Raw genomic sequence first — 26,766 nt, forward strand, 5'->3', positions numbered from 1 at the left:
TCCTGTCCAACGCGGTGCGTCACGACGAACCGATCGGGCAGGAGCGGGGGAACCACGTACGTGGGTCCACCGGACCCTGGGGGTGAAGCCGCACCTGGTGCGGCCGGGCACACTGCGCCCGAATCCGACAGCTAACTCCGCAGGCGCGCAGGAGATCCACATTGCGCATGCGCACCATGCTGTCCACGGCCGTCCTCTCGGTCGCCACCCTCGCCCCGGTCGCCTTCGCGGCGCCGAGCCACGCGGTCACCACGCACACCTGGGAGCGCCTGGCCCAGTGCGAGTCCAGCGGCCGTTGGCACATCAACACCGGAAACGGCTACTACGGCGGCCTGCAGATCAGCCCGAGCACGTGGCGTGCCAACGGCGGCCGTCGCTTCGCGGCCCTGCCCAACCACGCCTCCAAGCGCCATCAGATCAAGGTCGCGGAGCGGATCAAGCGCAGCCAGGGCTGGGGCGCCTGGCCGGCGTGCTCGGCGCGCATCGGCGTCCGCTGAGCGAGCTTTCGCCACTGGCCCCGAGGGGAGGGCTTGTCGGGGCTAGTGTCGGAGCGTGCGACTGCTCCTGAACCTGATCTGGCTGGTCCTGTGCGGCTTCTGGATGTTCCTCGCGTACGTCTTCTTCGGGGTCATCTGCTGCATCCTGATCATCACGATCCCGTTCGGGCTCGCCGCCTTCAGGATCGCGGGCTTCGCGCTGTGGCCGTTCGGCCGCACGGTCGTCCGTCGCACCGATGCGGGCGCGCCCTCGGCGATCGGCAACGTCGTCTGGTTCGTCTTCGCCGGTCTGTGGCTCGCCATCGGTCACCTGTTCACCGGCGTCGCGCTGTGCCTGACCATCATCGGCATCCCGCTGGGTCTGGCGAACTTCAAGCTCATCCCGGTGTCCCTGATGCCGCTGGGGCGCGTGATCGTGCCGGTCGACGTGGCCCAGCGGATGTACGCCGACCAGCACGCCCCGACGTTCTGAGTCGACCTCCAGGCCGGCCTCGCGTCCACAACGGCGGCCCGAGGACGCCCGCGGGGCCTGCACGGCCTAGGCTTGTCCCTCGTGAAGACGTTCGAGGAGCTGTGGGACGAGCTCAGCGAGAAGGCGCGTACGCGCCCCGAAGGCTCCGGCACGACCAGGCTGCTCGAGGGCGGCACCCATGCGATCGGCAAGAAGCTGGTCGAGGAGGCCGCCGAGTCGTGGATGGCCGCCGAGCATGAGGGCAAGGACGCGACCGCGCTGGAGATCAGCCAGCTGCTCTACCACGCCCAGGTCATGATGCTCGCCGCCGGCTTGAGCCTCGACGACGTCTACGCCCACCTCTGAGCCCTGAGGACCCCGATCCCCATGAGTGACTACCTCCGCATCGCCGTCCCCAACAAGGGTGCGCTGTCCGAAGCGGCCTCCACCATGCTCCGCGAGGCCGGCTACCGCCAGCGCGAGGACGCCAAGCGTCTCAGCCTGATCGACGATGACAACGGCGTCGAGTTCTTCTACCTGCGCCCGCGCGACATCGCGCTCTACGTCGGCGAGGGCACCCTCGACGTCGGCATCACCGGCCGCGACCTGCTCGCCGACTCCGGCGCCAAGGCCGAGGAGGTGCTCCAGCTCGGCTTCGGCCGCAGCCGGTTCCGCTTCGCCGGTCCCGCCGGGCAGTTCAACAGCCTCGCCGATCTGGCGGGCAAGCGGATCGCCACCTCGTACACCGGTGTCGTGCGTGCCTTCCTGCAGGCGAACAACATCGAGGCCAGCGTCACCCGCCTCGACGGCGCCGTCGAGTCGTCGATCCAGCTCGGCGTCGCCGATGTGATCGCCGACGTCGTCGAGACCGGCACCAGCCTGCGCGCCGCCGGGCTCGAGGCGTTCGGCGAGCCGATCCTCGAGTCCGAGGCGGTCGTCATCTCCGGCGGCCACACCAACGGCCACACCGCCACGTACGAGACGTTCAAGCGCCGCATCGACGGCGTCATGATCGCCCGCCGCTACGTGATGATGGACTACGACATCCGCGCCCAGGACGTTCCGGCGGCGACCGAGTTGGCCCCCGGTCTCGAGGGCCCGACGGTCAGCCCGCTGCACCGCGAGGGCTGGGTCGCCGTCCGGGTGATGGTGCCGCGCGACGGCTCACAGAAGCTGATGGACGACCTCTACGCCATCGGTGCCCGCGCGATCCTGCTCACCGACATCCATGCCTGCCGACTCTGAGCCTGCGGCTCTCACGCCTCTGCCCAAGACCTGGCGCCCCTTCGGCGTCCGGGCGATGGGGATCGTGCTGGTCATCGCGCTCTACGGCCTGACGATCTTCATGTGGTTCGCGTTCGACGACGAGACCCGGGCGAAGTTCACCGTCTTCCAGAAGGGGACGCTGGTGTTCTTCGGCCTGCTGATCCTCGCGGTCGTGCACGCGCTGACCCGCTCGCGCGTCGAGGCGCGCGAGGAGGGACTCGTGATCGTCAACGGCTACAAGCGCCGCGACTTCGCCTGGGAGCAGGTCGTCGCGGTCCGGATGCCGCCGGGCGCGCCCTGGGCCACGCTCGACATCGCCGACGGCACCACGGTTCCCGCGATGGGCATCCAGGCCTCCGACGGCGGTACCGCCAAGAAGGCCGTACGGGACCTGCGCGCTCTCGTCGCGGCCCCGCACGGCTCCTAGCCGCCGGCGTCAGCGGGCGCGGATGCCCCAGACGCCGCTGAAGGTCTCGCCGGGCGCCAGCACGATGAGGCCCTCGCCGGAGTTGAACGCGTCGACCGATGCGGTCATCGGCTCGATCGCGATGGCCGTACGGGCGGGGTTGCGGTTGTTGGCCGTGTAGACCATCAGCCACCGGTGCTGGCTGTCCTGCCACAGGTCGACGGCCCGCTCCTCGCCCCCGGCGGTCACCGTCGAGAGGGTGACGGTGGCGATGCCGTCGGCGTCGAACTCCAGGTCCGCGAAGCAGGTGTCCATGCCGATGCCGTCGAGCGACTTGCCGCCCCGGAAGTCGTAGACGGTGCCCTCGACCGACTCGGTGCCCGTCGGGAGCAGCCGGTCGTCGGCGAGCACGCGGGTCGCGGCGGGGGAGTCGAGCGTCCAGGCGTCGATGGTCCCGCCCGTGTCGAGGGTGAAGTACGGGTGCGCGCCGGTCGCGAAGGGCGCGTTGGTCGCCGCGTGGTTGGTGGCCTTCTGGGTGACCCTCAGGCCGTCCTCACCGAGCTCGTAGACGACGCCGAGCTCGAGGGTCCACGGGTAGCCGGTCTGGGCCATCAGCCGCAGACCGAGCTCGATCCGGGCCTCGGTGTGCTCGACGACGTGCCAGGTGGCCCAGCGGACCAGGCCGTGGATGGCGTTGTGGGTGTGCGGCTCGGTGAGCCCGAGCTGGTGCTCCTGGCCCTCGAAGGTGTAGTGCCCGTCGCGGATCCGGTTGGGCCACGGCATCAGGAGCTGGCCACGGCACGCACCCGGGATCTCGTCCTCGGGGAAGCCGTCGACGACGTTGCGGCCGTCCTTCGTCAGCAGGCGCAGCGTGGCACCTGACTCCGTGATGGTGGCGGCGTAGCCGGCCGCCTTGATCTCGTACTGCTCACCAGTGGGGGCAACCATGCGGAGAACGCTATCGAACCGTGCGCCAGATCACGTCGGCGGCATCGCGGGTGCGCTCGCGCTCGAAGAGCGCCTCCTGATCGCGCTCCCACGCGGCGATGTACGGCTCGACCTCGGCGCCGTCGCGGGCGCGCCAGCGCGCGAGCCGGATGTCGGTCGGGGCCTCGATCCAGACGAGCGCCGTGCGCAGGTGGGCATACGCGGCCATTCCCGCCCCGACGCCCTCGACGACCAGCAGGGCGGCGGGCTCGACGGTCACGGTCTCGGCGTACGCGTCCGCGTGCCAGTCGTGGCGGCGATAGCTCCCGGGCCGGCCCTCGGCGAGCGGGAGCAGGAGCGCGTCGAGCTGCGTGGCGAGCCGGGGAAGCCCGCTCCAGCCGTCGTAGAGGTCGTCGAGGTGGACCACTGTCGCCGGGGTCAGTGCCGCGACGGCACCGGCGAGGGTGGTCTTGCCGGAGCCGGCCGGTCCGTCGAGACAGAGCAGGCGCCCGTCGGCGAGCGTCGGAGCGCGACCATGCACCAACGCGACCACGCCGGGGGCATCGACCTCAGAAGGCGAGTCCATGACCCCGGTACGTGGTGGCGGCCTCGACGATCCGATCGCCGCTGATCAGGTAGGCGGTCGGGGTGTGCTCGAAGAGCTCACCGGACTTCGCGTGCCGGAACCACACCAGGTCGCCGATCCGCAGCCGGTCGGCCGCATCGCCGCGCAGCGGGGTCTGCACCTCACCGGCGCCCTCGAGGTCGGTCAGCGCCAGACCCGCCGGAGCCCACGGGGTCGGCAGCCGGTCGGGACCCGCGGGGCCGGAGGCGCCCAGGCCGCCGCCATGCACGGCGACGAGGCCGGCGGCGGGCCGGCGCGTCACCGGTACGCCGAAGAACGCCGCCGGGCGCGGCGAGAACGCGCGGTAGTGGTCGAACAGGCCCGGCACCAGCAGCCCGGAGCCGGCCGTCACCTCGGTGACCGTCGGGTCGGCCGAGGAGGTCTCCAGGGAGCCCGACCCGCCGGCGTTCCAGAACTCCAGCCCCTCCGGGCCCAGCAGCTCGTCGAGCCCGAGCCCGATCGAGGCGCGCCGCTCGGCGAGCTGTGCCACCGAGAGCGCCTTGATCCGGCGCACCGCGAACGAGCGCGCCGCCTGCCCGGGGACCTCGTCGGCGAGTCCGGCGACCTGCCCCTCGTACGTCATCACGCCGACCAGCCGGAAGCCGGGGCGCGCGACGATCGCACGGGCCAGCTCGAGCACCCCCTCCGGAGCGAGCAGGGGCGAGCGCTTCGGTCCCAGGTGGCGGCCCGCGACCTGCAGCCCGGCGTCGACGTCGATCGCGACCCGCACCGGGACGGCCTTGGAGGCGCGCACCGAGTCGATCACGTCGAGGTGCTCGACGGAGTCGACCATCAGCGTGATCTTCGCGGCCGCCGACGGCGACCCGACCAGCCGCGTCAGCGCCCAGCGGTCGACGCTCGGATAGGCGACCACCACGTCGTCACTGACGTTGCTCTCGACCAGCCACAGCGCCTCGGCCAGCGTGTAGCCGAGCACACCCGCGAAGCCGGGAGCCGCGAGAGCGCGCGAGATCAGTGCCGGCACCCGCAGTGACTTCGACGCCACCCGGATCGGCGTGCCGCCCGCTCGCCGGGCCAGGTCGGCGGCGTTGGCGTCGAACGCGTCCAGGTCGACGACCATCGCCGGCGTGGCCACCGGTCGGTCGTGCGCGGCGACGGCGCCGCCGAGCCGCGCCCAGAGCCGGTTGCGATCGGCTGCGGAACCTGCCCCGCTCACTTGATCCCGTGCTTCTTCAAGATGGCCTCGATGTCGTCCAGGTCGTCGCCCAGGCCGAGATCGGCGCCCGCCGGCGCCTTGCCCTTCACCGCCTTCGCCGGCTTCGCTCGCTTCGCCGCCGCGGGCGCATCGCTGCCCGCCCCGTTGGACAGGCGCGCCGAGACGCCGATCAGCGCGAACGCGATCACGGCCAGGACCAGGCCGAGCCAGACCACCGGGCTCCAGACGAAACCGGTCGCCCAGTTGGCGATCGCGGTGCCGATCCGGCCGAAGAGGCGCAGCGTGTGGGTGAAGTACGCGGCCAGCGGCAGCAGCGTGATGCCGCTCCACCGGGCGAGCGAGGCCGCACCCTTCGCGCGAGCGCGCGTCCAGGTGTAGAGACCCGAGAACAGGGTCAGTGCGAGCGCAAGAGCGCCCCAGGCGACGTCGTCCATAACGCCATCCTCCCACCCACCCCTCAGGGAGCGCTTGATTGAATGACCGCGTGGACCACGACCACCTCCGGCCCGACGCCAAGCGCCTCCAGGCGCCCGCCTTCCCCGATGACGACGGGACGACCTCCGAGCCGGTGGCGACCGCCTTCGCGGCCTACGCCGCCGACCGCTCCTCGTACCCGCTGCTCCTCGGGGCGCTGAGCGAGAGCCGACTGCTGGTGCCGGTGGTCGCGGTCCTCGGCGAGGTGGAGTACGACGCGCAGGGGCTCGCCCACGACAAGACCAGTGACATGGCCACCGTCCTGCTCACCGGGGCCGACGGACGGCAGGCGCTGCTCGCCTTCACCAGCATGGAGACGATGGCCGCATGGCGGCCCGACGCCCGGCCCGTCCCGGTCGCGACCCGCGACGCCGCCCGCGCCGCGGAGCAGGAGGAGGCGGCCGCCGTCGTCATCGACATCGCCGGCCCGGTGACCGCGGTGATCGAGGGCGAGGACCTGCATGCGCTGGCGCGCGGCTGGACCCTGACGCGGGTGGGGGAGCAGACCGCGTGGATCGCGCCCGCGTGAATTGGTTCACGCGGGAATCCTCCGGTAGTCTCTCGTGTTGACCGAGCAGTTGACATCCGTCAGCTGCTCTACAAGCGGAGACAGCGACACCGTTTCCCACCCGCATCGACCAAGGCAGCACAGGTCGTCGGGTCCGGTCCAGGAGTAGGAATCAGAGGATATCTGGGTCCTGTCTTCCGGTGTGAGCCATGGGAATTCTTCCCCCGTGGCCCGCAGTGACTGGCTTCCGCTTGGACAAGCGGAAGCCTTTTTTCGTTCTCTGGAGGACACATCAGCACCGAGCTTCGTATCAACGACCGGATCCGAGTACCCGAGGTCCGCCTCGTTGGTCCCAACGGCGAGACCGTCGGCATCGTGCCGACCGGCGACGCACTGCGCCTTGCTCAGGAGGCGGACCTCGACCTCGTCGAGATCGCCCCGATGGGCAAGCCCCCGGTCTGCAAGCTCATGGACTACGGCAAGTTCAAGTACGAGAACGCGCAGAAGGCGCGTGACGCTCGCCGTAACCAGACGAATGTCGTCATCAAGGAGATGAAGCTTCGTCCCAAGATCGACCAGCACGACTATGACACCAAGAAGGGTCACGTCGAGCGGTTCCTGAAGGCCGGCGACAAGGTCAAGATCACGATCATGTTCCGCGGTCGCGAGCAGCACCGCCCCGAGCTGGGCTTCCGCCTCCTGCAGAAGCTCGCCGAGGACGTCCAGGAGATCGGCTTCGTCGAGTCGTCGCCGAAGCAGGACGGCCGCAACATGATCATGGTGCTCGGCCCGCACATCAAGAAGGCCGACGCCAAGGTCGAGCACCTGGAGGCCAAGGAGGCCAAGGCCGCCGAGCGTGCCGCCGACGCCGCCCTCGAGCAGGCCGAGCGTGACGCGTCCAAGGCTGGACGCCCGGTCGCGCAGAAGAAGGAGAAGCGCCGCAACGAGGCGCTCGATCCCGACATCGACCTCTGAACCACCCCTAGTACTTCGAGCCCGGCACCTCGGGCTTGATCGAGCAAGAAAGAAGAACGAGATGCCGAAGAACAAGTCGCACTCCGGTGCGGGCAAGCGCTTCAAGGTGACCGGCTCCGGCAAGATCCTTCGCGAGAAGGCCGGCAAGCGCCACAACCTTGAGAAGAAGGCCTCCAAGGTCACCCGTCGCCTCACCGGCACCGTCGAGGTTGCCGCGAACGACGTCCCGCGCGCCAAGAAGCTGCTGGGTCTCTGATCTTTCCCCCGGGCTGAGGCCCATCAAGTTTTTTTCATCGCAAGGAGTACGAAATGGCACGCGTCAAGCGCGCAGTAAACGCCGCCAAGAAGCGCCGCGTCACCCTCGAGCGGGCCTCCGGCTACCGCGGTCAGCGTTCGCGCCTCTACCGCAAGGCCAAGGAGCAGGTCACCCACTCGCTCGTCTACGCCTACAACGACCGGCGTAAGAAGAAGGGTGAGTTCCGCAAGCTCTGGATCCAGCGCATCAACGCCGCGGCGCGTGCCGAGGGCCTGACCTACAACCGCTTCATCCAGGGCCTCGGCCTGGCCGGCATCGAGGTCGACCGCAAGATCCTGGCTGAGCTCGCCGTCAACGACGTGGCCGCGTTCAACGCGCTCGTCGCTGCTGCCAAGGCCGCCCTCCCGGCCGACGTCAACGCTCAGGTCTCCGCCTGAGTCGTATGACGTCCGTGCCCCTCACCCCGAGCAACGCTCGGGTGAAGGAGCTCCGGAAGCTGAGCCGCCGCTCGGGGGGAGCCGGGCGGGGGGTTTTCCTTTCCCCGGGCCCCCAGGGCGTGGAAGGCGCCATCCGTGCAGACGTGTGGCGGGAGCTCTTCGCCACCCCCACCGCCGTGGAGACGTACGCCGACCTGATCGGCGAGCGTCCCGTCACCCTGGTCAGCGACCAGGCGATGGCGGCGATCTCGGATGCCGTCTCACCCGCAGGCATCACCGCCCTGTGCGACTTCTTCGACCAGTCCTGGGATCGCGTGATGGATCCGTCGCGGTCCAGTGATGCGTTCGTCCCGCGTCTGGTCGCGATCTGCGCTGACGTCCGCGACCCCGGCAACGCCGGCACCGTGATCCGCTGCGCCGATGCGGCGGGCGCAGATGCGATCGTGCTGGCCGGTGACGCCGTCGACCTCTACAACCCCAAGACGATCCGTGCCTCGGTCGGCTCGGCCTTCCACGTCCCGATCGTCATCGAGCGCGACCCGCTGCGGGCCATGGAGGCGGCCAAGGCCGCCGGACTGACCGTGCTCGCGGCGGACATGGACGGCGAGTCGCTCTTCGAGACCGACCTCGGCGCACCGACGGCATGGCTCTTCGGCAACGAGGCATGGGGCCTGCCCGCGGAGCTGGCCGGCGAGGCCGATCGGATCGTCAGCATCCCGATCTACGGCCAGGCCGAGAGCCTCAACCTCTCCACCGCAGCGGCCGTCTGTCTCTACGCGAGCGCGCGGGCGCAACGCGCCTGACCCTCACGCGGCGGCGACCGAGCCATCAGACGACCCGATAGGTTGGCGGCATGGATCCGCTGGACACGCTGCCCGACGGAGTCGTGATCGCCGACGGCGAGGGCCGGGTGCAGGTCGCCAATCTGATGGCCCGTCGGATGCTCGCCATCACCGGCGACCCCGTCGGCGCGCCCCTCGCCGACGTGCTGGCGCTGAGCGACCAGCGCGGCTGCGGGTGGGTCGAGACCAACAACCCGTACGGCGGGCTCTCCTCGCGCACGGGCGTGCCGGAGCAGTCCTGGCTGCTCCCCGACGGCACCGAGGTGCTGGTCACCGCGCGGATCACCCGCGACAAGCACCTCGGGATCGCCATCCGCAGCGGCCGCGGGCGCGCCCGGCTGGACCGGGAGCGATCCGACCTGGTCGCCACCGTCGCTCACGAGCTCCGCAGCCCCCTCACCGGCGTGAAGGGGTTCGTCCAGGCACTGCTCAACCGCTGGGACAAGCTCAACGACGAGCAGAAGAAGCTGATGCTCACCACGGTCCACGCCGACTCCGACCGGCTCTCGCGACTGATCGCGGAGCTGCTCGACGTGGCCCGGATCGACACCGGCCGCCTCCAGCTCTACCCGAGGCCCAGCGACCCGGCCACGCTCGTACGCCGGGTCGTCGACTCGGTCAGCGCCGCGACCTCGCGTGCCATCGAGCTGACGGTCACCACCGACGAGGGCGCGGAGATCTTCGTCGATCCCGACAAGTTCACCCAGGTCGTCACCAACCTGGTCGAGAACGGCGTACGGCACGGGGACGGTGTCGTCCGGGTGCGTCTCGAGCCGGGCGACCCCGGCCTCCTGCGGCTCATCGTCGACGACGAGGGCACCGGCATCGCCCCTGAGCTGCGCAAGCGGGTATTCACCAAGTTCTGGAAGAACGGCGCCCGTGGGGGCTCCGGCCTCGGCCTCTACCTGGTCGGCGGCCTCACCAAGGCGCACGGCGGCACGGTCACCATCGCCGATGCCCCCGGCGGCGGCGCCAGGATCATCACCGAGTGGCCCACCGAGGACCGGCGGTCGGCATGACCCGGAGCGACCCGCAGGCGATCGAGCGCTACCTGGAGGACGTCGAGCCGGCGAAGCGCTCGCTGATCGAGCACTACTACGCGCGCCTGGTCGCGCAGGTGCCGGAGACGCAGATCGGAACCAGCTACGCGATGGCCGGTCATCTCCACCGCGGCAAGGGCCTGATGAGCGTCATGGCCACCCGCGCCGGGCTCTCGATCGTGCCGTTCAGCGGTCAGGTCTCCCGGGCGCTCCGCGATGCCCACCCCGACGCCGGCCTGGATCTGTCCGAGAAGGCGGGCACCGTCCGGATCACCGTCGACGCCCCGCTGTCGGACGAGCTCTTCGACGAGCTCGTCCGTCTGCGCGTGGCTGAGATCGAGGCGAAGGCCTAAGCCTCCGACCCGAGCCGGCCAGGACCTGGGGCCGGCACCCGTCTCAGACTCGCGCGGGCGCCGGGAGCTCCGGCTCGGAGCCCCGCTTCGGCGTGATCAGGAACTCCGTCAGGATCAGGGCCAGCGCCGTCACCACCGCGAGCAGCACCAGCCCGTGGGTGTAGCTGTGATGCACCTCGTCGTAGGTCGCGCCCATGACCAGCGGCGGGAAGAAGCCGCCGAGACCACCGGCCGCGCCGACGATGCCGGTGACCGAGCCGACCCGGTCCGACGGAGCGAGCTGCGCCACCCAGGTGAAGACCGCGCCGCTGCCCAGGCCCATGAAGGCGGCCATCAGCACGAACGACAGCCCCGCACGCCACTCGAGGGCGGGCCGGGTGGCGAGGATGACCGCCATCAGGAGGGCGCCGAGGAAGGCGATGAACAGGACCTTCCGCGGTCCGATCCGGTCCGCGACGATGCCTCCGATCGGGCGGGCGACGACCGCGGCGATCGCGAAGCCCGCCGTGCGGGTGCCGGCCTGGGGGAGCGCGAAGCCGTAGACGTCGTGCAGGTAGGTCGGCAGGTAGGTGGAGAAGGCCACGAAGCCGCCGAAGCACGCGGCGTACAGGAACGCCATGTCCCAGGTGATCGCCAGCCGTGCGGCACCCATCACCTTCGGCACGAACGCGGTGTGCTGCGGCGTCCAGCCCGGCGCGTTGCGCAGGAAGGTCCAGGTCACAAAGGCCGTGACCGCCAGCGCCACGCTGATGATCAGGTGGGTGGGGACGTACCCGAACCAGTTCACGAACCGCGAGGTGAAGAACGCCGACAGCGCGGTGCCGCCCATGCCGGCGCCGAAGACACCGGTCGCGAAGCCGCGCCGCTCGGGCGGGAACCAGGCGTTGAGGAACGGGATGCCGACGGCGAACGTGGTGCCGCCGATGCCGAGGAAGAAGCCGAAGACCAGGAGCAACGGGTACGAGTTCGCCTGGCCGGCGATCGCGACCAGGATGACGGCGGGGATCGTGGCCAGGGTCAGGATCGGGAACATCACCCGCGCGCCGTAGCGGTCGGTGAGCGCGCCGGCGGGGATGCGCCCCAGGGAGCCGACGAGCACGGGCACGGCGACCAGCAGGGACTTCTGGCCCGCCGACAGACCGAGGTCGGTGGCATACCGGATGCCGAGCGGGCCGATCATGTTCCACGCCCAGAACGTGATGCAGAAGGCCCACGTGGCTAGGAAGAGGTTCCTCATCTGTCCGGGCATCAGCGTGCTCCTCGCTCGCGGTCATGGGTTCCGATGGGCTGCCAGCCGGGTCGCGCTGCTCGGGCACCGGCATGGGGCCGAGCATCGCGGCTGCGATAGACGATGTACGGGCGGAACAGGTAGTGCAGCGGCGCGGTGAAGGCGTGCACGAGCCGGGTGAAGGGCCAGATCGCGAAGAGCAGCAGTCCGACCAGCGCGTGGATGTGGAACTGCACCGGAGCCGCGGCCATGGCGTCCACGTCCGGGTTGAGGTAGAAGAGCGACCGGAACCAGGGCGAGACCGTCTCGCGGTAGTTGGCCGCCTCCGACCCCGCTGAGATCGCCAGCGCGGTGGTCCACAGACCCAGGCACAGAGCGGAGGTGAGCACGACGTACATCACCTTGTCGTTGGTGGTGGTCGCCATGAAGACCGGGCCGGTCGTGCGGCGACGGTAGATGAGGATCCCGAGCCCGACGAGCGTGCAGATGCCGGCGATCGTGCCCCAGAAGAGCGCGTTGCCGTGGTACATGTGCTCGCTGATGCCGAGCTTCTCGGTCCACGACTCCGGGATCAGCAGACCGACGACGTGCCCCACCACGACGACCAGGGCACCGAAGTGGAACAGCGGCGAGCCGATCCGCAGCAGCCGGGACTCGTAGAGCTGGGACGAGCGGGTGGTCCAGCCGAACTTGTCGTAGCGGTAGCGCCAGATCGTGCCGCCGATCAGCAGCGCCAGCGCCAGATAGGGCAGCACGCCCCACAGGACGGTGCTCACGGTCGGACCTCCTCACGCGCACGGGTGGGCATCAGGTCCATCACGGCGAGACCGACCGACTCCGAGGGCGGTCCGCCGCGCAGGTGCGGCGGTGCCATTGCCATCGCCGAGACCCGGTCGGCGGGGGAGTCGCCCGGGAGGGTCGCGCAGAGCGCGATCAGGACGTCGGCGTACGCACCGGCCTGCTCGGCCGGGCGCTCGAGGAGCGCCAGCCGGATCAGCTCGAGGCTCGCCCGGTACTCCTGGAGGAGATCGGCGCCGCGGACCGGGTCGGCCATCGCGGCATACTCCAGCACCATGGGCAGGTAGTCCGGCAGCTCGCCACCGAGGTCGACCAGGAACCCCGAGTCTCGGTAGCGCTGCTTGAACCCGGCCAGGGTCTCGCCGCGCCGCCGCGTGTCCCCATCGGTCCAGTACGACAGGTAGAGCGTCTGCGAGCGGTGCAGGTCGAAGAGCTCGACGTAGGCCGTGCGCAGGTCCTCGGGGTCTGCGGCCTCGAGCCGGTCCAGGGCCGCCAGCAGTCGGGTGACCGCCTCGGAGGCCGGCTGCTCCGCGAGCGCCTGCCGCAGCAACGGGAGCTGTGCCAGCATCCGCGCATCGGGATAGCCGAGCGCCCAGGCGCAGACCTGGTGCACCACCCGCCAGTCGCTCTGTCGCCGCCCCAGGCCGAGGAGCCCGCCGATCACGACTTCTCCTTGGCCGGGAACAACCCCTCGGGGCGGCCGTTGCCGTCCCAGTTGAGCAGGTTGACCCGCCCGCGCAGGGACTCGCTCGAGGCGGCGGTGTCGGCCGTCTGGCGGTCGCGCAGCGCGTGGAAGGTCTCCACGGCGACCGGGGTGGGTACGCCGCTCGCCTCGCCGAAGGCGCCGGACTCGTACATGCCGGGGCCCTCGTCGAAGTCGAGCGAGCAAGCCATCTCCTCGAGGTTGTGCGCGTCCTCGTGGTGCGCGGTCGGGATGACGTAGCGCTCCTCGTACTTGGCGATCGCGAGCAACCGGTACATGTCGTAGACCTCCTCCTCGCCCATGCCGACGAAGGCCGGGATGGAGGCGTCGGGATCGCGCCCGAGCGAGACGTCGCGCATGTAGGACCGCATCGCGGCCAGGCGGTTGAGCACCCGCTCGATCTCTGCGGTATCTCCGGCGGTGAAGAGCTCGGCCAGGTACTCGACGGGGATGCGGAGCTCGTGGATCGCGCCGAAGAGACTGCCCGCCGCCTCGGCGTCGTGACCCTGGTCCTTGAGCAGGTCGACGACCGGCGACAGGGGCGGGACGTACCAGACCATCGGCAGCGTCCGGTACTCCGGGTGCAGCGGCAGCGCGACCTTGAACCGCTTGGCCAGTGCGTAGACCGGCGACCTGCGCGCCGACTCCATCCAGTCATCGGGGATGCCCTGGGCGCGGGCCGCTGCGATCACCTCGGGGTCACTCGGGTCGAGCATGATCTCCAGCTGCTTGGCGTAGAGCGCCTGGTCGTCGGCGGTCGCGGCGACCTCGGTGACTCGGTCGGCGTCGTAGAGCACCAGGCCGAGGTAGCGCAGCCGCCCCACGCAGGTCTCGGAGCAGACCGTCGGCAGGCCCACCTCGACGCGCGGGTAGCAGAAGGTGCACTTCTCGGCCTTGCCGCTCTTGTGGTTGAAGTAGATCTTCTTGTACGGGCAGCCGGTGATGCATTGGCGCCAGCCACGGCAGCGGTCCTGGTCGACGAGGACGATGCCGTCCTCCTCGCGCTTGTAGATCGCGCCCGAGGGGCACGACGCCATGCACGCGGGGTTGAGGCAGTGCTCGCAGATCCGGGGCAGGTAGAACATGAACGTCTGCTCGTACTCGAACTTGATCTTCGCGTTGGCCTCGGCGCTCGCGTCGGCGCGCAGCTTGGCGATGATCGGGTCGAGCTCGCCCATCTGGGCGGCGCCGCCGAGGTTGTCGTCCCAGTTGGCCGACCAGGTGATCTTGGTGTCCTCGCCCGTGATCAGCGACTTGGGTCGGGCCACCGGGAAGTCGTCACCGAGAGGCGCGTCGACCAGGGTCTGGTAGTCGTAGGTCCACGGCTCGTAGTAGTCCCCGAGCTGCGGTTGGACCGGGCTGGAGAAGATCGTGAGCAGCTTCTTGAGCCGGCCGCCGGCCTTGAGCCTGAGCTGGCCGTGCCTGCCGACCTCCCAGCCGCCGCGCCACTTCTCCTGGTCCTCGTACTGCCGGGGGTAGCCCTGGCCCGGCCGGGTCTCGACGTTGTTGAACCAGACGTACTCGGTGCCGGCGCGGTTGGTCCACGCCTGCTTGCAGGTCACCGAGCAGGTGTGGCAGCCGATGCACTTGTCGAGGTTCATCACCATCGACATCTGAGCCATGACGCGCATCAGTACGTCACCTCCTGCGAACGCTTGCGCACGGTCGAGACCATGTCTCGCTGGTTCCCGGTGGGGCCGAGATAGTTGAAGGTGTACGAGAGCTGGGCGTACCCGCCGATGAGGTGGGTGGGCTTCACCAGCAGCCGGGTCACCGAGTTGTGGATGCCGCCGCGCCGGCCGGTCGCCTCCGACTTCGGCACGTCGATCGTGCGCTCCTGGGCGTGATGCACGTAGACGACCCCGTCGGGCATCCGGTGCGACACGATCGCGCGCCCGACGAGCACGCCGTTGGCGTTGGTGCACTCGACCCAGTCGTTGTCCTGCACCTCGATCGACGCGGCGTCGGCCGGACTCATCCAGACCGTCGGGCCGCCACGCGAGAGCGAGAGCATGAAGAGGTTGTCCTGGTACTCGGAGTGGATCGACCACTTCGAGTGCGGCGTCAGGTAGCGCACGGTGATCTGCTTGGCGCCGTCCGGCCCGAGCTTGGGCTCACCGAAGAGCCGGTGCATGTCCAGGGGCGGGCGGTACGTCGGCAGCCCCTCGCCCAGATCGGACATCCAGTCGTGGTCGAGGTAGAAGTGCATCCGCCCGGTGAGCGTGTGGAACGGCTTGAGCCGCTCGATGTTGACCGTGAACGGCGCGTAGCGCCGTCCGCCCGTCTCCGAGCCGGACCACTCCGGGCTCGTGATGACCGGGACCGGGGCGGACTTGGTCGCCGCGAACGTGATGCGCTTCTCCTCCGAGCCCTCGGCCAGGTCCGCCAGCGGCTTGCCGACGCGTCTCTCGAGCGTCCTGAAGCCCTGCACGGCGAGCTCGCCGTTGCTGGTCCCGGAGAAGGTCAGGATCGCCTCGGCGAGCTTCTCGTCGGTGTTGATCGCCGGTCGGCCCGCGCCCGGGCCCGAGGGCAGCACGCCGTTGAGCCGGCCGAGCAGGTCGACCTGCTCCTTCACGTCGAAGGTGACGTTCTTGACCGTGAAGCCGAGCTTGTCGGCCAGGGGACCGATCGAGGCGAGCTTGTCGGCGATCGCGGTGTAGTCGCGCTCGACGACGGTGACGACCGGTCTGGTGTCGTACGGATCCCTCGGCGTCTCGCCGGGGGTGTCGTGCTGTAGCGGGACGCTGACCAGGTCGTGCCGGGTGCCGAGGTGGGTCCTGGACAGCTCGGAGAGCTTCGCGGCGAGCCCGTGGAACAGGTCGAAGTCGCTGCGTGCCTCCCACGGCGGGTCGATCGCGGGCGTGAAGGCGTGTACGAACGGGTGCATGTCGGTGGAGGAGAGGTCGTGCTTCTCGTACCAGGTGGCCGCCGGCAGCACGACGTCGGAGAGCAGCGTCGTCGACGTCATCCGGAAGTCGGCCGAGACCAGCAGGTCGAGCTTCCCCTCCGGGGCCTCGTCGTGCCAGGCGACGCTCTCGGGGCGCGGGGTGTTCGGGTTCTCGCCGCCCTGGCCATCGACGCCGAGCACGTTGTGGTGGGTGCCGAGAAGGTGACGCAGGAAGTACTCGTTGCCCTTGGCCGAGGAGCCCATCAGGTTGGAGCGCCACAGGATGAGCGTCCGCGGCCACGACTCGGGCGCGTCGATGTCGGCGATGGCGGGCTTGAGCGTGCCGTCGTCGAGTGCGTTCGCGACGTACGTGGCCGCGTCCGGCACGGTCCCGGCCTCGACGGCCGCGGCGGCGTCGTCGGCGACGTCGAGCGAGTTGCGGTCGAACTGCGGGTAGAAGGGCATCCAGCCCTTCTTCGCCGACTGCGCGATCACGTCGGCGGTGTGCCCCCGTAGGTGACCCTTGGCCAGCGGCGAGGCGAGCGAGTCGGCGCTGTAGCCGTCGCTGCGCCACTGGTCGGTGTGCATGTACCAGAAGCTGGTGCCGGTCATGGTCCGCGGCGGCCGGCTCCAGTCGAGGCCGTTGGCCAGCGAGATCCAGCCGGTGATCGGGCGGCACTTCTCCTGGCCCACGTAGTGCGCCCAGCCACCGCCGTTGCGGCCCATCGCGCCGGTCAGGATCAGCAACGAGAGGATCGCGCGGTAGGTCGCGTCGCCGTGGAACCACTGGCAGATCCCGGCGCCCATGATGATCATCGAGCGACCCTGCGACTCCTCGGAGTTCTTCGCGAACTCGCGGGCGACTCGGATGCAGGCCTCGGCCGGGACCGAGGTGATCTCGGCCTGCCAGGCGGGCGTGTACGGGGTGGAGGCGTCGTCGTACCCCGTCGGCCACTCGCCGGGCAGGCCCGGACGGCTCACGCCGTACTGGGCGAGCATGAGGTCGAGGACGGTGGTGACCAGGTGGCCGCCGACGCGCTGGGCGGGCACGCCACGGCGCAGCACCGAGCCGGTGCCGTCGGCCTCCGTGAAGGCGGGCAGCAGCAGCTCGTGGGACTCGGAGGCACCGTCACCGTGCAGGGTGAGGCGCGGCGTGACGCCCTCGAGGTCGAGGTTCCACTTGCCGACACCGGACTCCGCGTAGCGGAATCCCATGGAGCCGTTCGGGACGACCGGCTGCCCCGTCGCCTCGTCGAGCACCACGGTCTTCCAGCGCTCCTCGTCCGCGCTGTCGGCGGGCACGGCCGCGAGGTCGGCGGCGGTGAGGAACCTCCCAGGCACGTACGCCCCGGGGTGATCGGGGTGCTCCTCGAGCCGGATGAGGTGCGGCAGGTCGGTATAGGTACGGGTGTAGTCGGCGAAGAACGGCACCGTGCGGTCGACGAAGTTCTCCTTGAGGATCACGTGCCCCATCGCCATCGCCAGCGCGGCGTCGGTGCCGGCCTGCGCGGGCAGCCACTCGTCGGCGAACTTCGTGTTGTCGGCGTAGTCGGGGGAGACCGTGACCACCTTGGTGCCGCGGTAGCGGACCTCGGCCATCCAGTGCGCGTCGGGGGTACGGGTGACGGGGACGTTGGAGCCCCACATCATCAGGTAGGTCGCGTCCCACCAGTCGCCCGACTCGGGCACGTCGGTCTGATCGCCGAAGACCTGCGGGGAGGCGACCGGCAGGTCGGCGTACCAGTCGTAGAACGACGTCATCACGCCGCCGATGAGCTGGGTGTAGCGGGTGCCGACGCAGTGCGACACCATCGACATCGCCGGGATGGGGGAGAAGCCCGTGTTGCGGTCCGGCCCGTGGGTCTTGATCGTGTGGACCTGCGCGGCCGCGACGATCTCGTTGGCCTCCGCCCACGAGATGCGGACCAGGCCGCCTTTGCCGCGGGCCCGCTGGTAGCGGCGGCGACGCTCGGGGTCGGCCTGGATGTCGGCCCAGGCGAGTACCGGGTCGCCGAGGCGTCTCTTCGCCTCGCGGTACATCTCGACGAGCACCCCGCGGCCGTACGGGTAGCGCACCCGGGTCGGCGAATAGGTGTACCAGGAGAACGCCGCGCCACGAGGGCAACCGCGCGGCTCGTACTCCGGGCGATCGGGACCGACCGACGGATAGTCGGTCTGCTGGGTCTCCCAGGTGATGATCCCGTCCTTGACGTAGACCTTCCAGGAGCAGGAGCCGGTGCAGTTCACGCCGTGCGTGGACCGTACGACCTTGTCGTGACTCCATCTGTCGCGATAGAAGACGTCGCCTTGGCGACCGCCCTGACGGAAGACGGCCCGGCCGTCGTCCGTCTCGTCCCACTTGGTGAAGAACCTGCCTGTCCTGAGCAGCAGGTCGCTGGCCGTTCCATCGATCCGAGGCACGACTTCACTATGCCCACATCGTGGGTCCGGCGTGAAGCAGGATGCGATGGCCAAACGTCCCGGAACAAAGGCCTGCGACCGCCGATTGGGAGCCCGCCGCACCTCCTTGCCTAGCGTGGGTGACCCGCCAACACCACCTGCTGAGGAGCCTGTCATGGCCCGTCTCTCCGCCGCCTCCACCGAGGTCGTCCGCGCCACCCTCCCCGTGATCGGCGCCGCAATCGGCGACATCACGCCGGTCTTCTACCGCCGCCTCTTCGCGGCCCACCCGGAGCTGATCCGCGACCTGTTCAACCGCGGCAACCAGGCCCAGGGCGACCAGCAGCGCGCGCTCGCCGGATCCATCGCCGCGTACGCGACGCTGCTCGTTGCGGAGGACGGCCCGGAGCCCGAGAGCGTGCTGGCCCGGATCGCCCACAAGCACGCCTCCCTCGGCGTCACCGAGGAGCAGTACCCGATCGTCCATGAGCACCTGTTCGCCGCGATCGTCGAGGTCCTCGGCGACGCCGTGACCCCGGAGATCGCGACCGTCTGGGACGAGGTCTACTGGAACATGGCGCACGCGCTGATCGCGGTCGAGAAGGGCCTGTACGAGGAACAGGACGTGAAGCCCGGCGACGTCTGGCGCAACGTCGAGGTCGTCGCCAAGGTGACCCAGACCTCCGACACCGTCACCTTCGTCGTCACCTCGACCGACGGCTCGCCGCTGCCGGCGTCGAAGCCCGGCCAGTACCTCTCGGTCGGTGTCCGGCTTCCGGACGGCGCACGCCAGATCCGGCAGTACAGCCTCATCGGCGCCCCCTCCGGGCAGGAGGAGAGCACCGCGTGGGGGTTCTCGGTCAAGCGCGTGCCCGCGGCCGACGGCATCCCGGCCGGCGAGGTCTCGAACTTCCTGCACGACCACGTCACCGTCGGCGACGTCCTCGAGGCCACCACTCCGTACGGCGAGCTCACCCTCACCGAGGAGGGTCCGCTCGTGCTGGTCTCGGCCGGCATCGGCGTCACGCCGATGCTCGGCTTCCTGCGTCACCTCGACCGGATCGGCTCCGAGCGTGAGGTCGTGGTGCTGCACGCCGACCGCGCCGAGGAGCGCCATGCCCACCGCGCGGAGGTCGCCGAGCTGGTCGCCGCGCTGCCCGGCGCGCGCCAGGTCCGCTGGTACGAGGAGCTGGCGGGGGAGCCGGTCAGCGACGAGCTGCTGCTCGGCCGGATCGACCTCAGCGGGGTCGCGCTCCCCCTGGACGCGACCGCCTACCTGTGCGGTCCGGTGCCGTTCATGGCCGTGGTCAGGTCGAGCCTGATCGAGCGCGGCATGCCGGCCGAGAGCATCCGGTACGAGGTCTTCGGCCCCGCTCGGGGGCTCGAGGCATGATCTCGCTGGCGGTCGCCGTGGCCTGGCTGTGGCTGGGCATGGTGCTGGCGATCTCGTTCCTGGAGGCGCCGCTGAAGTTCCGGGTGGTCGACATCGCGACCGGACTGGGCATCGGACGGGTGGTCTTCCGGGCGTTGAACGCGGTCGAGGCGGTCCTCGCCGTCCTCCTCGGCGTCGCGCTCCTGAGCGCGTATCCCGGTGCGACGGCGGCGACCGCCGGCATCCTCGCCATCGCTGTCCTGGTCGGCCAGCTGGTCGCCGTACGGCCCGCGCTGACGCGGCGCTCGAACGCGGTCCTGGCCGGCACCTCGCCGACCGACGCACCCCGCTCGCACGCGCACTACTGGTACGTCGGCCTCGAGGTGATCAAGGTGGCGGGACTCCTCACCGCCGGGATCGTGCTGCTCTGAGCGGCAACCGGTTCGCCGGTCGGGCGGGTCGCTTCCTAGACTGAGCGCCATGTCCGGCCCGAACTCCGATTACGACCCCGTGGAGGTCACTCCCTTGAAGGCCGAGGAGGTCGAGGCCGCGCGAGACGCTGCCCTGGCCGCGATCGCTGCCGCTGCCGATCTCGAGCAGCTGAAGACCGTACGTCTCGACCACGTCGGAGACCGCTCCCCGCTCGCCCTCGCCAACCGCGAGATCGGCGCGCTCCCGCCCGCCGCCCGCAAGGAGGCCGGTGCCCGCGTCGGCCAGGCCCGCGGCGCGGTCAACAAGGCGCTCGGCGAGCGCCAGGCGGTGCTCGAGACCGAGCACGAGGCCCGGATCCTGGTCGAGGAGGCCGTCGACGTCACGCTGCCGGTCGACCGTCGCCCGGCCGGCGGCCGCCACCCGCTGACGACCGGCGCGGAGCTGATCGCCGACATCTTCGTCGCGATGGGCTGGGAGGTCGCCGAGGGCCCGGTCATCGAGGCCGAGTGGCTCAACTTCGACGCGCTCAACCTGGGCCCGGACCATCCGGCGCGCACCATGCAGGACACGTTCTGGACGGACCCGGCCGAGAACCACCTCGTGCTGCGCACCCACACCAGCCCGGTCCAGGCGCGCACCATGCTGAGCCGCGGCGTCTCCGAGGACGCTCCGATCTACGTCGTCTGCCCCGGTCGCGTCTTCCGCACCGACGAGTACGACGCCACCCACAGCCCGATGTTCCACCAGGTCGAGGGCCTCGCCATCGACAAGGGCATCACCATGGCCCACCTCAAGGGCACCCTGGACCACTTCGCCGGCCAGATGTTCGGCGAGGGCATCAACACCCGCTTCCGCCCCTCGTACTTCCCCTTCACCGAGCCCAGCGCCGAGGTCGACCTGGTCTGCTTCGTGTGCCGTGGCACCGGGCTGAACGACGCGGGCACCGACCCGTGCCGCACCTGTCGCGGCGAGGGCTGGATCGAGTGGGGCGGCTGCGGCATGGTCAACCCCCGCGTCCTGCGCGCCTGCGGCATCGACGCCGACACCTACTCCGGCTTCGCGTTCGGCATGGGCATCGAGCGCACGCTGATGTTCCGCCACGGTCTGGAGGACCTGCGCACGCTCTTCGAGGGCGATGTCCGCTTCACCACTGCTTTCGGATCGGAGCTGTAAAGCGATGAAGGCCCCCGTCTCCTGGATCAAGGAGTACGTCGACCTGCCCGCCGAGGTCACCACCGAGGCGCTCACCGACCGACTCACCGCGCTCGGCCTCAAGCTCGAGGCCATCGAGGCGGCCGGCGCCGGCATCACCGGTCCGCTCGTGATCGGCCGCGTGCTGACGCAGGAGAAGGAGCCGCAGAAGAACGGCAAGGTGATCAACTGGTGCACCGTCGACGTCGGTGACGCCAACGGCACCGGTGAGCCCCAGGGCATCATCTGCGGCGCCCACAACTTCGGCCCCGGCGACAAGGTCGTCGTCATCCTCCCGGGCGGCGTGCTGCCCGGGAACTTCCAGATCAGCGCCCGCAAGACGTACGGCCACGTCTCGGCCGGGATGATCTGCTCCGCCGCCGAGCTCGGCCTGCCCGACGACGGCACGCACGGCATCATCGTCGTCCCGGAGGACGGTCCCGAGCCCGGCACCGACGCCCGGGCCTTCCTCGGCTTCGGCGAGGAGGTCATCGAGTTCGAGATCAACCCGGACCGCGCGTACGCGCTGAGCCTGCGCGGCATCGCCCGTGAGGCGGCGCTGGGCTTCGAGGGCACGACCTACCGCGACCCGGCGCTGCGCGAGACGCCCGCCGCCAACGGCGAGGGCTACCCGGTCGTCGTCGACGACGCCACCGGCTGCCCGCTCTTCGTCGCCCGTACGGTGTCGGGCTTCGACGCCTCCGCGCCCACGCCGGAGTTCATGACCAAGCGCCTGGAGCAGGCCGGGATGCGCTCGATCTCGCTGGCCGTCGACATCACCAACTACGTGATGCTCGAGACCGGTCGCCCGATCCACGGCTACGACCGCGACAAGCTCCAGGGCACGATCCGGGTCCGCCGCGCGACCGAGGGCGAGCAGATGGTCACCCTCGACGGTGCCAAGCGCACGCTCTCTGCCGAGGACCTCGTCGTCACCGACGACTCCGGCATCATCGGTCTCGGCGGCGTGATGGGCGGCGAGACCACGGAGATGTCCGAGACGACCACCAACGTGCTGATCGAGGCCGCCCACTGGGAGCCGGTCTCGATGTTCCGCACCGGCAAGCGTCACAAGATCAGCTCCGAGGCCGGCAAGCGCAACGAGCGCGGCGTCGACCCGACGATCTGCGAGGCGGCCGCCGACCGCGTGGTCGAGCTCCTCGTCCAGCATGGCGGCGCCACCGCGGACGGCGGCGTCACGGTCGTCGGCACCGCCCCGGCCAGCCCGACCATCACCATCGACGCGACCCTGCCCGCGCGCCTCAGCGGCATCGACGTCCCGGCCGCCGACACCGTCGCGCACCTGCGCGCCATCGGTGCTGACGTCGTCGAGGGCTCGGAGGGGACGATCGCGGTCACCGCCCCGGCCTGGCGCCCCGACCTCAACGACCCGTACGACCTGGTCGAGGAGGTCGTCCGGATCGTCGGCTACGACCAGGTGCCCTCGGTGCTGCCGCGCCGCGCCACCGGTCGCGGCCTGACCCGCGGCCAGCAGCTGCGCCGGCGCGTCGGGCGCACGCTCGCCGGCTCCGGCCTGGTCGAGGTCGTCTCCTTCCCGTTCGTCGGCGACGACGCCTGGGAGAAGCTGGGTCTGGCGGAGGACGACCCGCGCCGCGTCACGGTCAAGCTGGCCAACCCGCTCTCCGCTGAGGCCCCGGCCTACACCACGACGGTCCTGCACGGCCTGCTCGAGGCCGCCGGCCGCAACCTGGGCCGGGGCGCCACCGGCGTCGCGCTCTTCGAGACCCAGATCGTCGCGAAGCCCTCCGAGTCCGGCGCCGCGCCGATCTACGGCGTCGACCGGCGACCCACCGAGGATGAGATGGCGGCCCTGTTCGCCGCGGTCCCGACCCAGTGGACCGAGCTCGGGGTCGTCCTCGCGGGCGAGTACGAGCGAGGCGGCTGGTGGGGCGCCGGTCGCACCGCCGGCTGGGAGGAGGCGCTCGCGACCGTCCGCCGCCTGGCCGACGAGCTCGGCGTCGAGATCACCGTCCAGTCGGCCGCGGTCATGCCGTGGCACCCGGGCCGCTGCGCCCAGGTGAGCGCCGGTGACGTGACCCTGGGCTTCGCTGGCGAGCTCCACCCCAACGTGTGCAAGGCGTACGGCCTTCCGGCGCGCAGCGCCGCGGTCGCCCTCGACCTGGACACGCTGATCTCGCTGGCGCCGGACCGCACGCCCGGCCCGGTCTTCTCGACCATGCCGCAGGCGAAGGAGGACGTCGCGCTCCTGGTGGACGCCGACGTCACCGTGGCGGCGGTCGAGGCCGCGCTGCGGGAGGGCGCCGGCGAGCTGCTGGAGTCGGTCCGCCTCTTCGACGTCTACACCAGCGAGCAGCTCGGTGCCGACAAGAAGTCGCTGGCCTTCGCGCTCCGCTTCCGGGCCGCCGACCGCACGCTGACCGCCGAGGAGACGGCCGCCGCCCGCGACGCCGCCGTCGCCCGCGCGACCGAGCTGACGGGTGCCAACCAGCGCACTTGATCCGTCTGTCGTCGCAGGAGCGTCGGCGCCACCTGGTGGCGCCGGCGCTCCTGCGCATCACCTGACTGGCATGATCGGCGCGTGGTTCGACTGCGCGTCCTCGACGAGGTGACCTGGGACGGCAGTGCCGTGCCCGGGGAGCGCACGCACGCCCTGCTCCGCGCGCTGGTCGACGCCGGCGCGCGCGGCCTGAGGGAGCAGAGCCTGATCGAGGAGATCTGGCCCGAGGAGCAGCCCGCCAACCCGACCAAGGCGCTGCAGGTCGTGGTCTCCCGTGCCCGCTCGGCGACCGCCCCCGACGCGATCGAGAGGACGGCGGCCGGATATCGGCTCGCGCTCGACGGCAGCGAGGTCGACGCCTGGTCGTTGCGTCCCGATGCGCTCCGGCTCGCCGCCGAGGGCCGGTACGCCGAGGCCCTCCCGCTGCTGCGCGAGCTCGACGGCACCGACGACGAGGCGGTCGAGGCGCGCCTGCGCGCGACGGCCGCCGTCGAGGGCACCCCGGCGGCGCTCGACGCCTTCGAGGCCTACCGGGAGCAGCTCTCCGACCGCCTCGGCATCGATCCCGCGCCCCGCCTGCAGCAGCTCCACCAGGAGCTGCTCGCTCGCGACGCCCCCGTCCGGGCCGGACTGCGCTTCGACGCCGACGAGATGATCGGCCGTGAGGCCGACGTCGCCGCCCTGAGCGCCCTGGTGCGCACCCACCGCGTCGTCTCGATCGTCGGAGCCGGGGGACTGGGCAAGACCCGGCTCGGCCACCTGATGGGTCGTCTGGCCGAAGAGCCGGTCGTCCACTTCGTGGAGCTGGTCTCGGTCACCAGTGACAGCGGGGTCCCGGTCGAGGTCGCCGACGCGCTCGGCGCGCGTGAGGCCGTCGCCACCCGGCGCGGCCAGATCACCGGCCAGCGCAGCGACCCGATCAGCCGGCTCGTCGACCTCATCGGCACCGTCCCGACGCTGCTCATCCTGGACAACTGCGAGCAGGTCGTGGACGGCGTCGCCGACCTGGTCAGCGCCCTGCTCGCGCGTACGCCAGCGCTGACCGTCCTCACCACCACCCGGATCCCGCTCGGGCTCGCTGCCGAGCGCACCTACCTCCTGCCGGAGCTGAGCGTCCAGGACGCCGCCCGGCTCTTCTGCGAACGGGCCCAGGCCGCGCGTCCGGGTGCGGTCCTCGACCCGGAGCGCGTGACCGCCCTGGTCGCCCGGCTCGACGGCCTGCCGCTGGCGGTCGAGCTCGCCGCTGCCAAGGTCCGGGTGATGAGCGTCCCCGAGATCGAGCGTCGCCTGGAGAACCGCTTCGCGCTGCTGCGCGGTGGCGCGCGCGACGCCCCCGAGCGTCACCAGACCCTGCTGGCCGTCATCGACTGGTCCTGGAACCTGCTCGAGGAGTCGGAGCGGATCGCCCTGCGCCGGCTCAGTGTCTTCCGCGACGGCTTCTCGCTCGACGGCGCCAGTGCCGTGATCGGGTACGAGAGCCTCGACGTGATCACCGCCCTGATCGAGCAGTCGCTCGTCGTGGTGTCCGAGGGGGAGACGCTGCGCTACCGCCTGCTCGAGACCGTCCGTGAGTTCGGCCGGATGCAGCTGGTCGATGCGGGGGACGACGCCGAGGCGGGCGCCCGGCTGCGGTGCTGGGAGATGGCGCTGTGCTCGGAGGCGCGTGCGCAGCTCTTCAGCCGCGACCAGGTCGCGGCGATGGCCCGGCTCCGCGCGGAGGAGGGCAATCTCGTCGAGGGCCTGCGGCGCGCGAGCGACACCAGCGACGCGGAGGCGGTGGCCACCCTGCTCTCGGCCCTGATCGCCTTCTGGTCGGTCGAGGGCAGCCACCTGAAGGTGCTGAGCCTCGCCGTGCCGGCGCTGCCGCTGCTCGCCGAGGGGGAGGTGTCGCCGGAGGCGGAGGACAACCTGCGGGCGGCGCTCGCGAGCATCCTGTTCACCCGCCGCATCTTCGGCGGCGCCTCCTCGATGACGGCCGGTCTGGAGCGGTTGCGGACGCTCGGCCCCGCGTCCCCGGATCCCCGGACGCGCGCCCTGGTGACCGGCATCCTCGCCCTCAGCGACGCGCCCGAGGAGGCCGTCTCCGGTGTGCTCGACGAGCTCGCCGCGAGCGACGACCGGCATCTGGCCCAGTGGGCGTCGATCCTGGCCAGCCAGGCTGCCGAGAACTTCGGCGAGCTGGCGCGTGCCGTCACGATGGCGGAGCGGGCGCTGACGCTGTGCGATCCCGACGACGGGCCCTGGTACGAGGGACTGCTCCACGCCCATCTCGCCGGCCTCCAGCTCCAGCAGGGCGAGCGGAGCAAGGCCAAGGGGTACGCACTGGCCGCGGTCCCGGTGATGGCCGACCTCGGGGCCACCGAGGACCTCATGCAGACCCAGGCTGCGCTCGCCCTGATCGCGATCTCCGAGGACGACATCGCCGAGGCGGAGCGGATCTTCGACGTCCTGGCCGGCGACGAGCGCTCGGGGTCGGTCTTCGGCGGCATCATCAGCCAGCTCTGCGGTCGTGCCGAGCTCCTGCTCGCGCAGGGCCGCGTCGATGAGGGCTTGGCCGCCTACCGGGCCGCCACCGCGCGGCTGGCGAGTCTCCTCATCCCCGGCTTGGAGGATCTCGAGCTGGACGGCTTCGAACCGTGGATCCTCTTCCCCCGCACCGCCTCGATCGCCGCCCACTGCCGCTTCGGCCGGCGTGACGAGGCCACGCCCGACCGCGAGGTGCTGCTGTCCGACCTGATCGAGCTGCTGGACAGTGACGTCACCCTCGACCACCCCCTGACCGGCTGCGCGCTCTTCGCCCTCGCGGCCTGGGAGGCCACGGGCGATGAGGTCGACCCCGACCGCATGGAGCTCGCGCGGCGACTGATCGCGCTGGCGTGCGGGTTCAGCATCAACCAGATGCTCCCCAGCCACGACCCGGCCTGGCTGCTCCCGAAGCTCGCCACGATGGCCGGGCCCGTCGTGTACGCGACCGAGCCCCGCCCCGCGCCGGAGCTGCGGGACGAGGCTCGCGCCCTGCTGGCCTCGCTCTGAGGAGCGGGC

26 protein-coding genes and 1 riboswitch are annotated in these 26,766 nt (G+C 70.8%); of the genes, 17 read left to right on the forward strand and 9 right to left on the reverse strand.

Annotation, left to right across the window (positions count from 1 at the left end):
* The first annotated feature begins 12 nt into the window (after positions 1–12).
* Positions 13–161, forward strand: a riboswitch (cyclic di-AMP (ydaO/yuaA leader).
* A gap of 6 nt (positions 162–167) precedes the next feature.
* The 5 genes from KSO98_RS07920 (at position 168) to KSO98_RS07940 (ending at position 2,641) form a co-directional block, all read left to right on the forward strand.
* On the forward strand, positions 168–497 hold the full coding sequence (locus KSO98_RS07920; protein ID WP_308012740.1) for a transglycosylase family protein: 330 nt from the start codon (positions 168–170) through the stop codon (positions 495–497).
* 55 nt (positions 498–552) lie between these two features.
* A complete protein-coding gene (locus tag KSO98_RS07925) occupies positions 553–969 on the forward strand; it encodes a YccF domain-containing protein (RefSeq protein ID WP_225284587.1) in 417 nt (138 codons plus the stop codon).
* Between the two features lie 81 nt (positions 970–1,050).
* On the forward strand, positions 1,051–1,314 hold the full coding sequence (locus KSO98_RS07930; protein ID WP_225284588.1) for a phosphoribosyl-ATP diphosphatase: 264 nt from the start codon (positions 1,051–1,053) through the stop codon (positions 1,312–1,314).
* Positions 1,315–1,335: 21 nt separating this feature from the next.
* Positions 1,336–2,193: an ATP phosphoribosyltransferase gene (hisG, locus tag KSO98_RS07935; RefSeq protein ID WP_225284589.1), complete on the forward strand. Its 858-nt coding sequence runs from the start codon at positions 1,336–1,338 to the stop codon at positions 2,191–2,193.
* Positions 2,177–2,641: a PH domain-containing protein gene (locus KSO98_RS07940; protein ID WP_225284590.1), complete on the forward strand. Its 465-nt coding sequence runs from the start codon at positions 2,177–2,179 to the stop codon at positions 2,639–2,641. Before hisG ends, KSO98_RS07940 begins: the two co-directional genes overlap by 17 nt.
* Before the next feature lie 9 nt (positions 2,642–2,650).
* Here the strand turns inward: KSO98_RS07940 and KSO98_RS07945 are convergent, their stop codons facing one another.
* From KSO98_RS07945 to KSO98_RS07960, 4 genes are read right to left on the reverse strand one after another with little or no spacing between them, the layout of a single operon-like run.
* Complete coding sequence (locus KSO98_RS07945; RefSeq protein ID WP_225284591.1) at positions 2,651–3,568, reverse strand: aldose 1-epimerase family protein; 918 nt, start codon at positions 3,566–3,568, stop codon at positions 2,651–2,653.
* A 10-nt stretch (positions 3,569–3,578) separates the two neighbouring features.
* Positions 3,579–4,133, reverse strand: coding sequence for a uridine kinase family protein (locus KSO98_RS07950; RefSeq protein ID WP_225284592.1), 555 nt, complete (start codon positions 4,131–4,133; stop codon positions 3,579–3,581).
* Complete coding sequence (locus KSO98_RS07955) at positions 4,117–5,349, reverse strand: amino acid deaminase/aldolase (RefSeq protein WP_225284593.1); 1,233 nt, start codon at positions 5,347–5,349, stop codon at positions 4,117–4,119. Before KSO98_RS07955 ends, KSO98_RS07950 begins: the two co-directional genes overlap by 17 nt.
* The gene (locus KSO98_RS07960; protein WP_225284594.1) at positions 5,346–5,783 is read right to left on the reverse strand and encodes a hypothetical protein; all 438 of its coding nucleotides are present in this window, start codon (positions 5,781–5,783) and stop codon (positions 5,346–5,348) included. The genes KSO98_RS07955 and KSO98_RS07960 overlap by 4 nt, the downstream gene beginning before the upstream one ends.
* A gap of 50 nt (positions 5,784–5,833) precedes the next feature.
* On the opposite strand from KSO98_RS07960, the gene KSO98_RS07965 reads away from it, so the two are divergent.
* From KSO98_RS07965 to KSO98_RS07995, 7 genes are all read left to right on the forward strand, one after another.
* On the forward strand, positions 5,834–6,352 hold the full coding sequence (locus KSO98_RS07965) for an SseB family protein (protein ID WP_225284595.1): 519 nt from the start codon (positions 5,834–5,836) through the stop codon (positions 6,350–6,352).
* A 288-nt stretch (positions 6,353–6,640) separates the two neighbouring features.
* Positions 6,641–7,306, forward strand: a complete 666-nt coding sequence (gene infC / locus KSO98_RS07970) for a translation initiation factor IF-3 (RefSeq protein WP_308012743.1) — start codon at positions 6,641–6,643, stop codon at positions 7,304–7,306.
* A 61-nt stretch (positions 7,307–7,367) separates the two neighbouring features.
* On the forward strand, positions 7,368–7,562 hold the full coding sequence (rpmI, locus tag KSO98_RS07975) for a 50S ribosomal protein L35 (protein WP_225284596.1): 195 nt from the start codon (positions 7,368–7,370) through the stop codon (positions 7,560–7,562).
* A gap of 53 nt (positions 7,563–7,615) precedes the next feature.
* Complete coding sequence (gene rplT, locus KSO98_RS07980) at positions 7,616–7,999, forward strand: 50S ribosomal protein L20 (RefSeq protein WP_225284597.1); 384 nt, start codon at positions 7,616–7,618, stop codon at positions 7,997–7,999.
* Positions 8,000–8,004: 5 nt separating this feature from the next.
* Positions 8,005–8,802 carry a TrmH family RNA methyltransferase gene (locus KSO98_RS07985; protein WP_263642456.1) on the forward strand — a complete coding sequence of 266 codons (798 nt, stop codon included), beginning with the start codon at positions 8,005–8,007 and terminating at the stop codon, positions 8,800–8,802.
* A 50-nt stretch (positions 8,803–8,852) separates the two neighbouring features.
* Positions 8,853–9,860, forward strand: a complete 1,008-nt coding sequence (locus tag KSO98_RS07990; RefSeq protein ID WP_225284599.1) for a sensor histidine kinase — start codon at positions 8,853–8,855, stop codon at positions 9,858–9,860.
* Positions 9,857–10,234 carry a DUF1801 domain-containing protein gene (locus KSO98_RS07995; protein ID WP_225284600.1) on the forward strand — a complete coding sequence of 126 codons (378 nt, stop codon included), beginning with the start codon at positions 9,857–9,859 and terminating at the stop codon, positions 10,232–10,234. The genes KSO98_RS07990 and KSO98_RS07995 overlap by 4 nt, the downstream gene beginning before the upstream one ends.
* Before the next feature lie 43 nt (positions 10,235–10,277).
* Here the strand turns inward: KSO98_RS07995 and KSO98_RS08000 are convergent, their stop codons facing one another.
* The 5 genes from KSO98_RS08000 to KSO98_RS08020 are packed head-to-tail and all read right to left on the reverse strand — an operon-like array spanning position 10,278 to position 18,271.
* The gene (locus KSO98_RS08000) at positions 10,278–11,483 is read right to left on the reverse strand and encodes an MFS transporter (protein ID WP_225284601.1); all 1,206 of its coding nucleotides are present in this window, start codon (positions 11,481–11,483) and stop codon (positions 10,278–10,280) included.
* The gene (gene narI / locus KSO98_RS08005) at positions 11,483–12,238 is read right to left on the reverse strand and encodes a respiratory nitrate reductase subunit gamma (protein WP_225284602.1); all 756 of its coding nucleotides are present in this window, start codon (positions 12,236–12,238) and stop codon (positions 11,483–11,485) included. The genes KSO98_RS08000 and narI overlap by 1 nt, the downstream gene beginning before the upstream one ends.
* Positions 12,235–12,924: a nitrate reductase molybdenum cofactor assembly chaperone gene (gene narJ, locus KSO98_RS08010; protein ID WP_225284603.1), complete on the reverse strand. Its 690-nt coding sequence runs from the start codon at positions 12,922–12,924 to the stop codon at positions 12,235–12,237. The genes narI and narJ overlap by 4 nt, the downstream gene beginning before the upstream one ends.
* The gene (narH, locus tag KSO98_RS08015) at positions 12,921–14,594 is read right to left on the reverse strand and encodes a nitrate reductase subunit beta (RefSeq protein ID WP_225284604.1); all 1,674 of its coding nucleotides are present in this window, start codon (positions 14,592–14,594) and stop codon (positions 12,921–12,923) included. Before narH ends, narJ begins: the two co-directional genes overlap by 4 nt.
* Positions 14,594–18,271 (reverse strand): nitrate reductase subunit alpha, encoded by a 3,678-nt coding sequence (locus tag KSO98_RS08020; RefSeq protein WP_372457773.1) that lies wholly within the window; start codon positions 18,269–18,271, stop codon positions 14,594–14,596. Before KSO98_RS08020 ends, narH begins: the two co-directional genes overlap by 1 nt.
* Positions 18,272–18,425: 154 nt before the next feature.
* Here KSO98_RS08020 and KSO98_RS08025 point away from each other — a divergent pair, with 154 nt between their 5' ends.
* The 5 genes from KSO98_RS08025 to KSO98_RS08045 all read left to right on the forward strand — a co-directional run bounded on the left by KSO98_RS08025 (position 18,426) and on the right by KSO98_RS08045 (position 26,757).
* Positions 18,426–19,643 carry a globin domain-containing protein gene (locus KSO98_RS08025; protein ID WP_225284605.1) on the forward strand — a complete coding sequence of 406 codons (1,218 nt, stop codon included), beginning with the start codon at positions 18,426–18,428 and terminating at the stop codon, positions 19,641–19,643.
* Positions 19,640–20,053: a hypothetical protein gene (locus KSO98_RS08030; RefSeq protein ID WP_225284606.1), complete on the forward strand. Its 414-nt coding sequence runs from the start codon at positions 19,640–19,642 to the stop codon at positions 20,051–20,053. Before KSO98_RS08025 ends, KSO98_RS08030 begins: the two co-directional genes overlap by 4 nt.
* 49 nt (positions 20,054–20,102) lie before the next feature.
* Entirely contained in the window at positions 20,103–21,227 is a 1,125-nt protein-coding gene (pheS, locus tag KSO98_RS08035) for a phenylalanine--tRNA ligase subunit alpha (protein ID WP_225284607.1), read from the forward strand.
* 4 nt (positions 21,228–21,231) lie between these two features.
* Complete coding sequence (pheT, locus tag KSO98_RS08040) at positions 21,232–23,724, forward strand: phenylalanine--tRNA ligase subunit beta (RefSeq protein WP_225284608.1); 2,493 nt, start codon at positions 21,232–21,234, stop codon at positions 23,722–23,724.
* A gap of 81 nt (positions 23,725–23,805) precedes the next feature.
* Entirely contained in the window at positions 23,806–26,757 is a 2,952-nt protein-coding gene (locus tag KSO98_RS08045) for an ATP-binding protein (protein WP_225284609.1), read from the forward strand.
* Positions 26,758–26,766: the final 9 nt, after the last annotated feature.

It is taken from the genome of Nocardioides nematodiphilus (assembly GCF_020216525.1).
GTDB lineage: Bacteria > Actinomycetota > Actinomycetes > Propionibacteriales > Nocardioidaceae > Nocardioides > Nocardioides nematodiphilus.

Coding starts and splice junctions, on each gene's coding strand:
- KSO98_RS07920 (WP_308012740.1), top strand. CDS start 168: ATGCGCACCATGCTGTCCACGGCCGTCCTCTCGGTCGCCACCCTCGCC.
- hisG (WP_225284589.1), top strand. CDS start 1,336: ATGAGTGACTACCTCCGCATCGCCGTCCCCAACAAGGGTGCGCTGTCC.
- KSO98_RS07940 (WP_225284590.1), top strand. CDS start 2,177: ATGCCTGCCGACTCTGAGCCTGCGGCTCTCACGCCTCTGCCCAAGACC.
- KSO98_RS07945 (WP_225284591.1), bottom strand. CDS start 3,568: ATGGTTGCCCCCACTGGTGAGCAGTACGAGATCAAGGCGGCCGGCTAC.
- KSO98_RS07950 (WP_225284592.1), bottom strand. CDS start 4,133: ATGGACTCGCCTTCTGAGGTCGATGCCCCCGGCGTGGTCGCGTTGGTG.
- KSO98_RS07960 (WP_225284594.1), bottom strand. CDS start 5,783: ATGGACGACGTCGCCTGGGGCGCTCTTGCGCTCGCACTGACCCTGTTC.
- rpmI (WP_225284596.1), top strand. CDS start 7,368: ATGCCGAAGAACAAGTCGCACTCCGGTGCGGGCAAGCGCTTCAAGGTG.
- rplT (WP_225284597.1), top strand. CDS start 7,616: ATGGCACGCGTCAAGCGCGCAGTAAACGCCGCCAAGAAGCGCCGCGTC.
- KSO98_RS07985 (WP_263642456.1), top strand. CDS start 8,005: ATGACGTCCGTGCCCCTCACCCCGAGCAACGCTCGGGTGAAGGAGCTC.
- KSO98_RS07990 (WP_225284599.1), top strand. CDS start 8,853: ATGGATCCGCTGGACACGCTGCCCGACGGAGTCGTGATCGCCGACGGC.
- KSO98_RS07995 (WP_225284600.1), top strand. CDS start 9,857: ATGACCCGGAGCGACCCGCAGGCGATCGAGCGCTACCTGGAGGACGTC.
- KSO98_RS08000 (WP_225284601.1), bottom strand. CDS start 11,483: ATGCCCGGACAGATGAGGAACCTCTTCCTAGCCACGTGGGCCTTCTGC.
- narH (WP_225284604.1), bottom strand. CDS start 14,594: ATGCGCGTCATGGCTCAGATGTCGATGGTGATGAACCTCGACAAGTGC.
- KSO98_RS08025 (WP_225284605.1), top strand. CDS start 18,426: ATGGCCCGTCTCTCCGCCGCCTCCACCGAGGTCGTCCGCGCCACCCTC.
- KSO98_RS08030 (WP_225284606.1), top strand. CDS start 19,640: ATGATCTCGCTGGCGGTCGCCGTGGCCTGGCTGTGGCTGGGCATGGTG.
- pheS (WP_225284607.1), top strand. CDS start 20,103: ATGTCCGGCCCGAACTCCGATTACGACCCCGTGGAGGTCACTCCCTTG.
- pheT (WP_225284608.1), top strand. CDS start 21,232: ATGAAGGCCCCCGTCTCCTGGATCAAGGAGTACGTCGACCTGCCCGCC.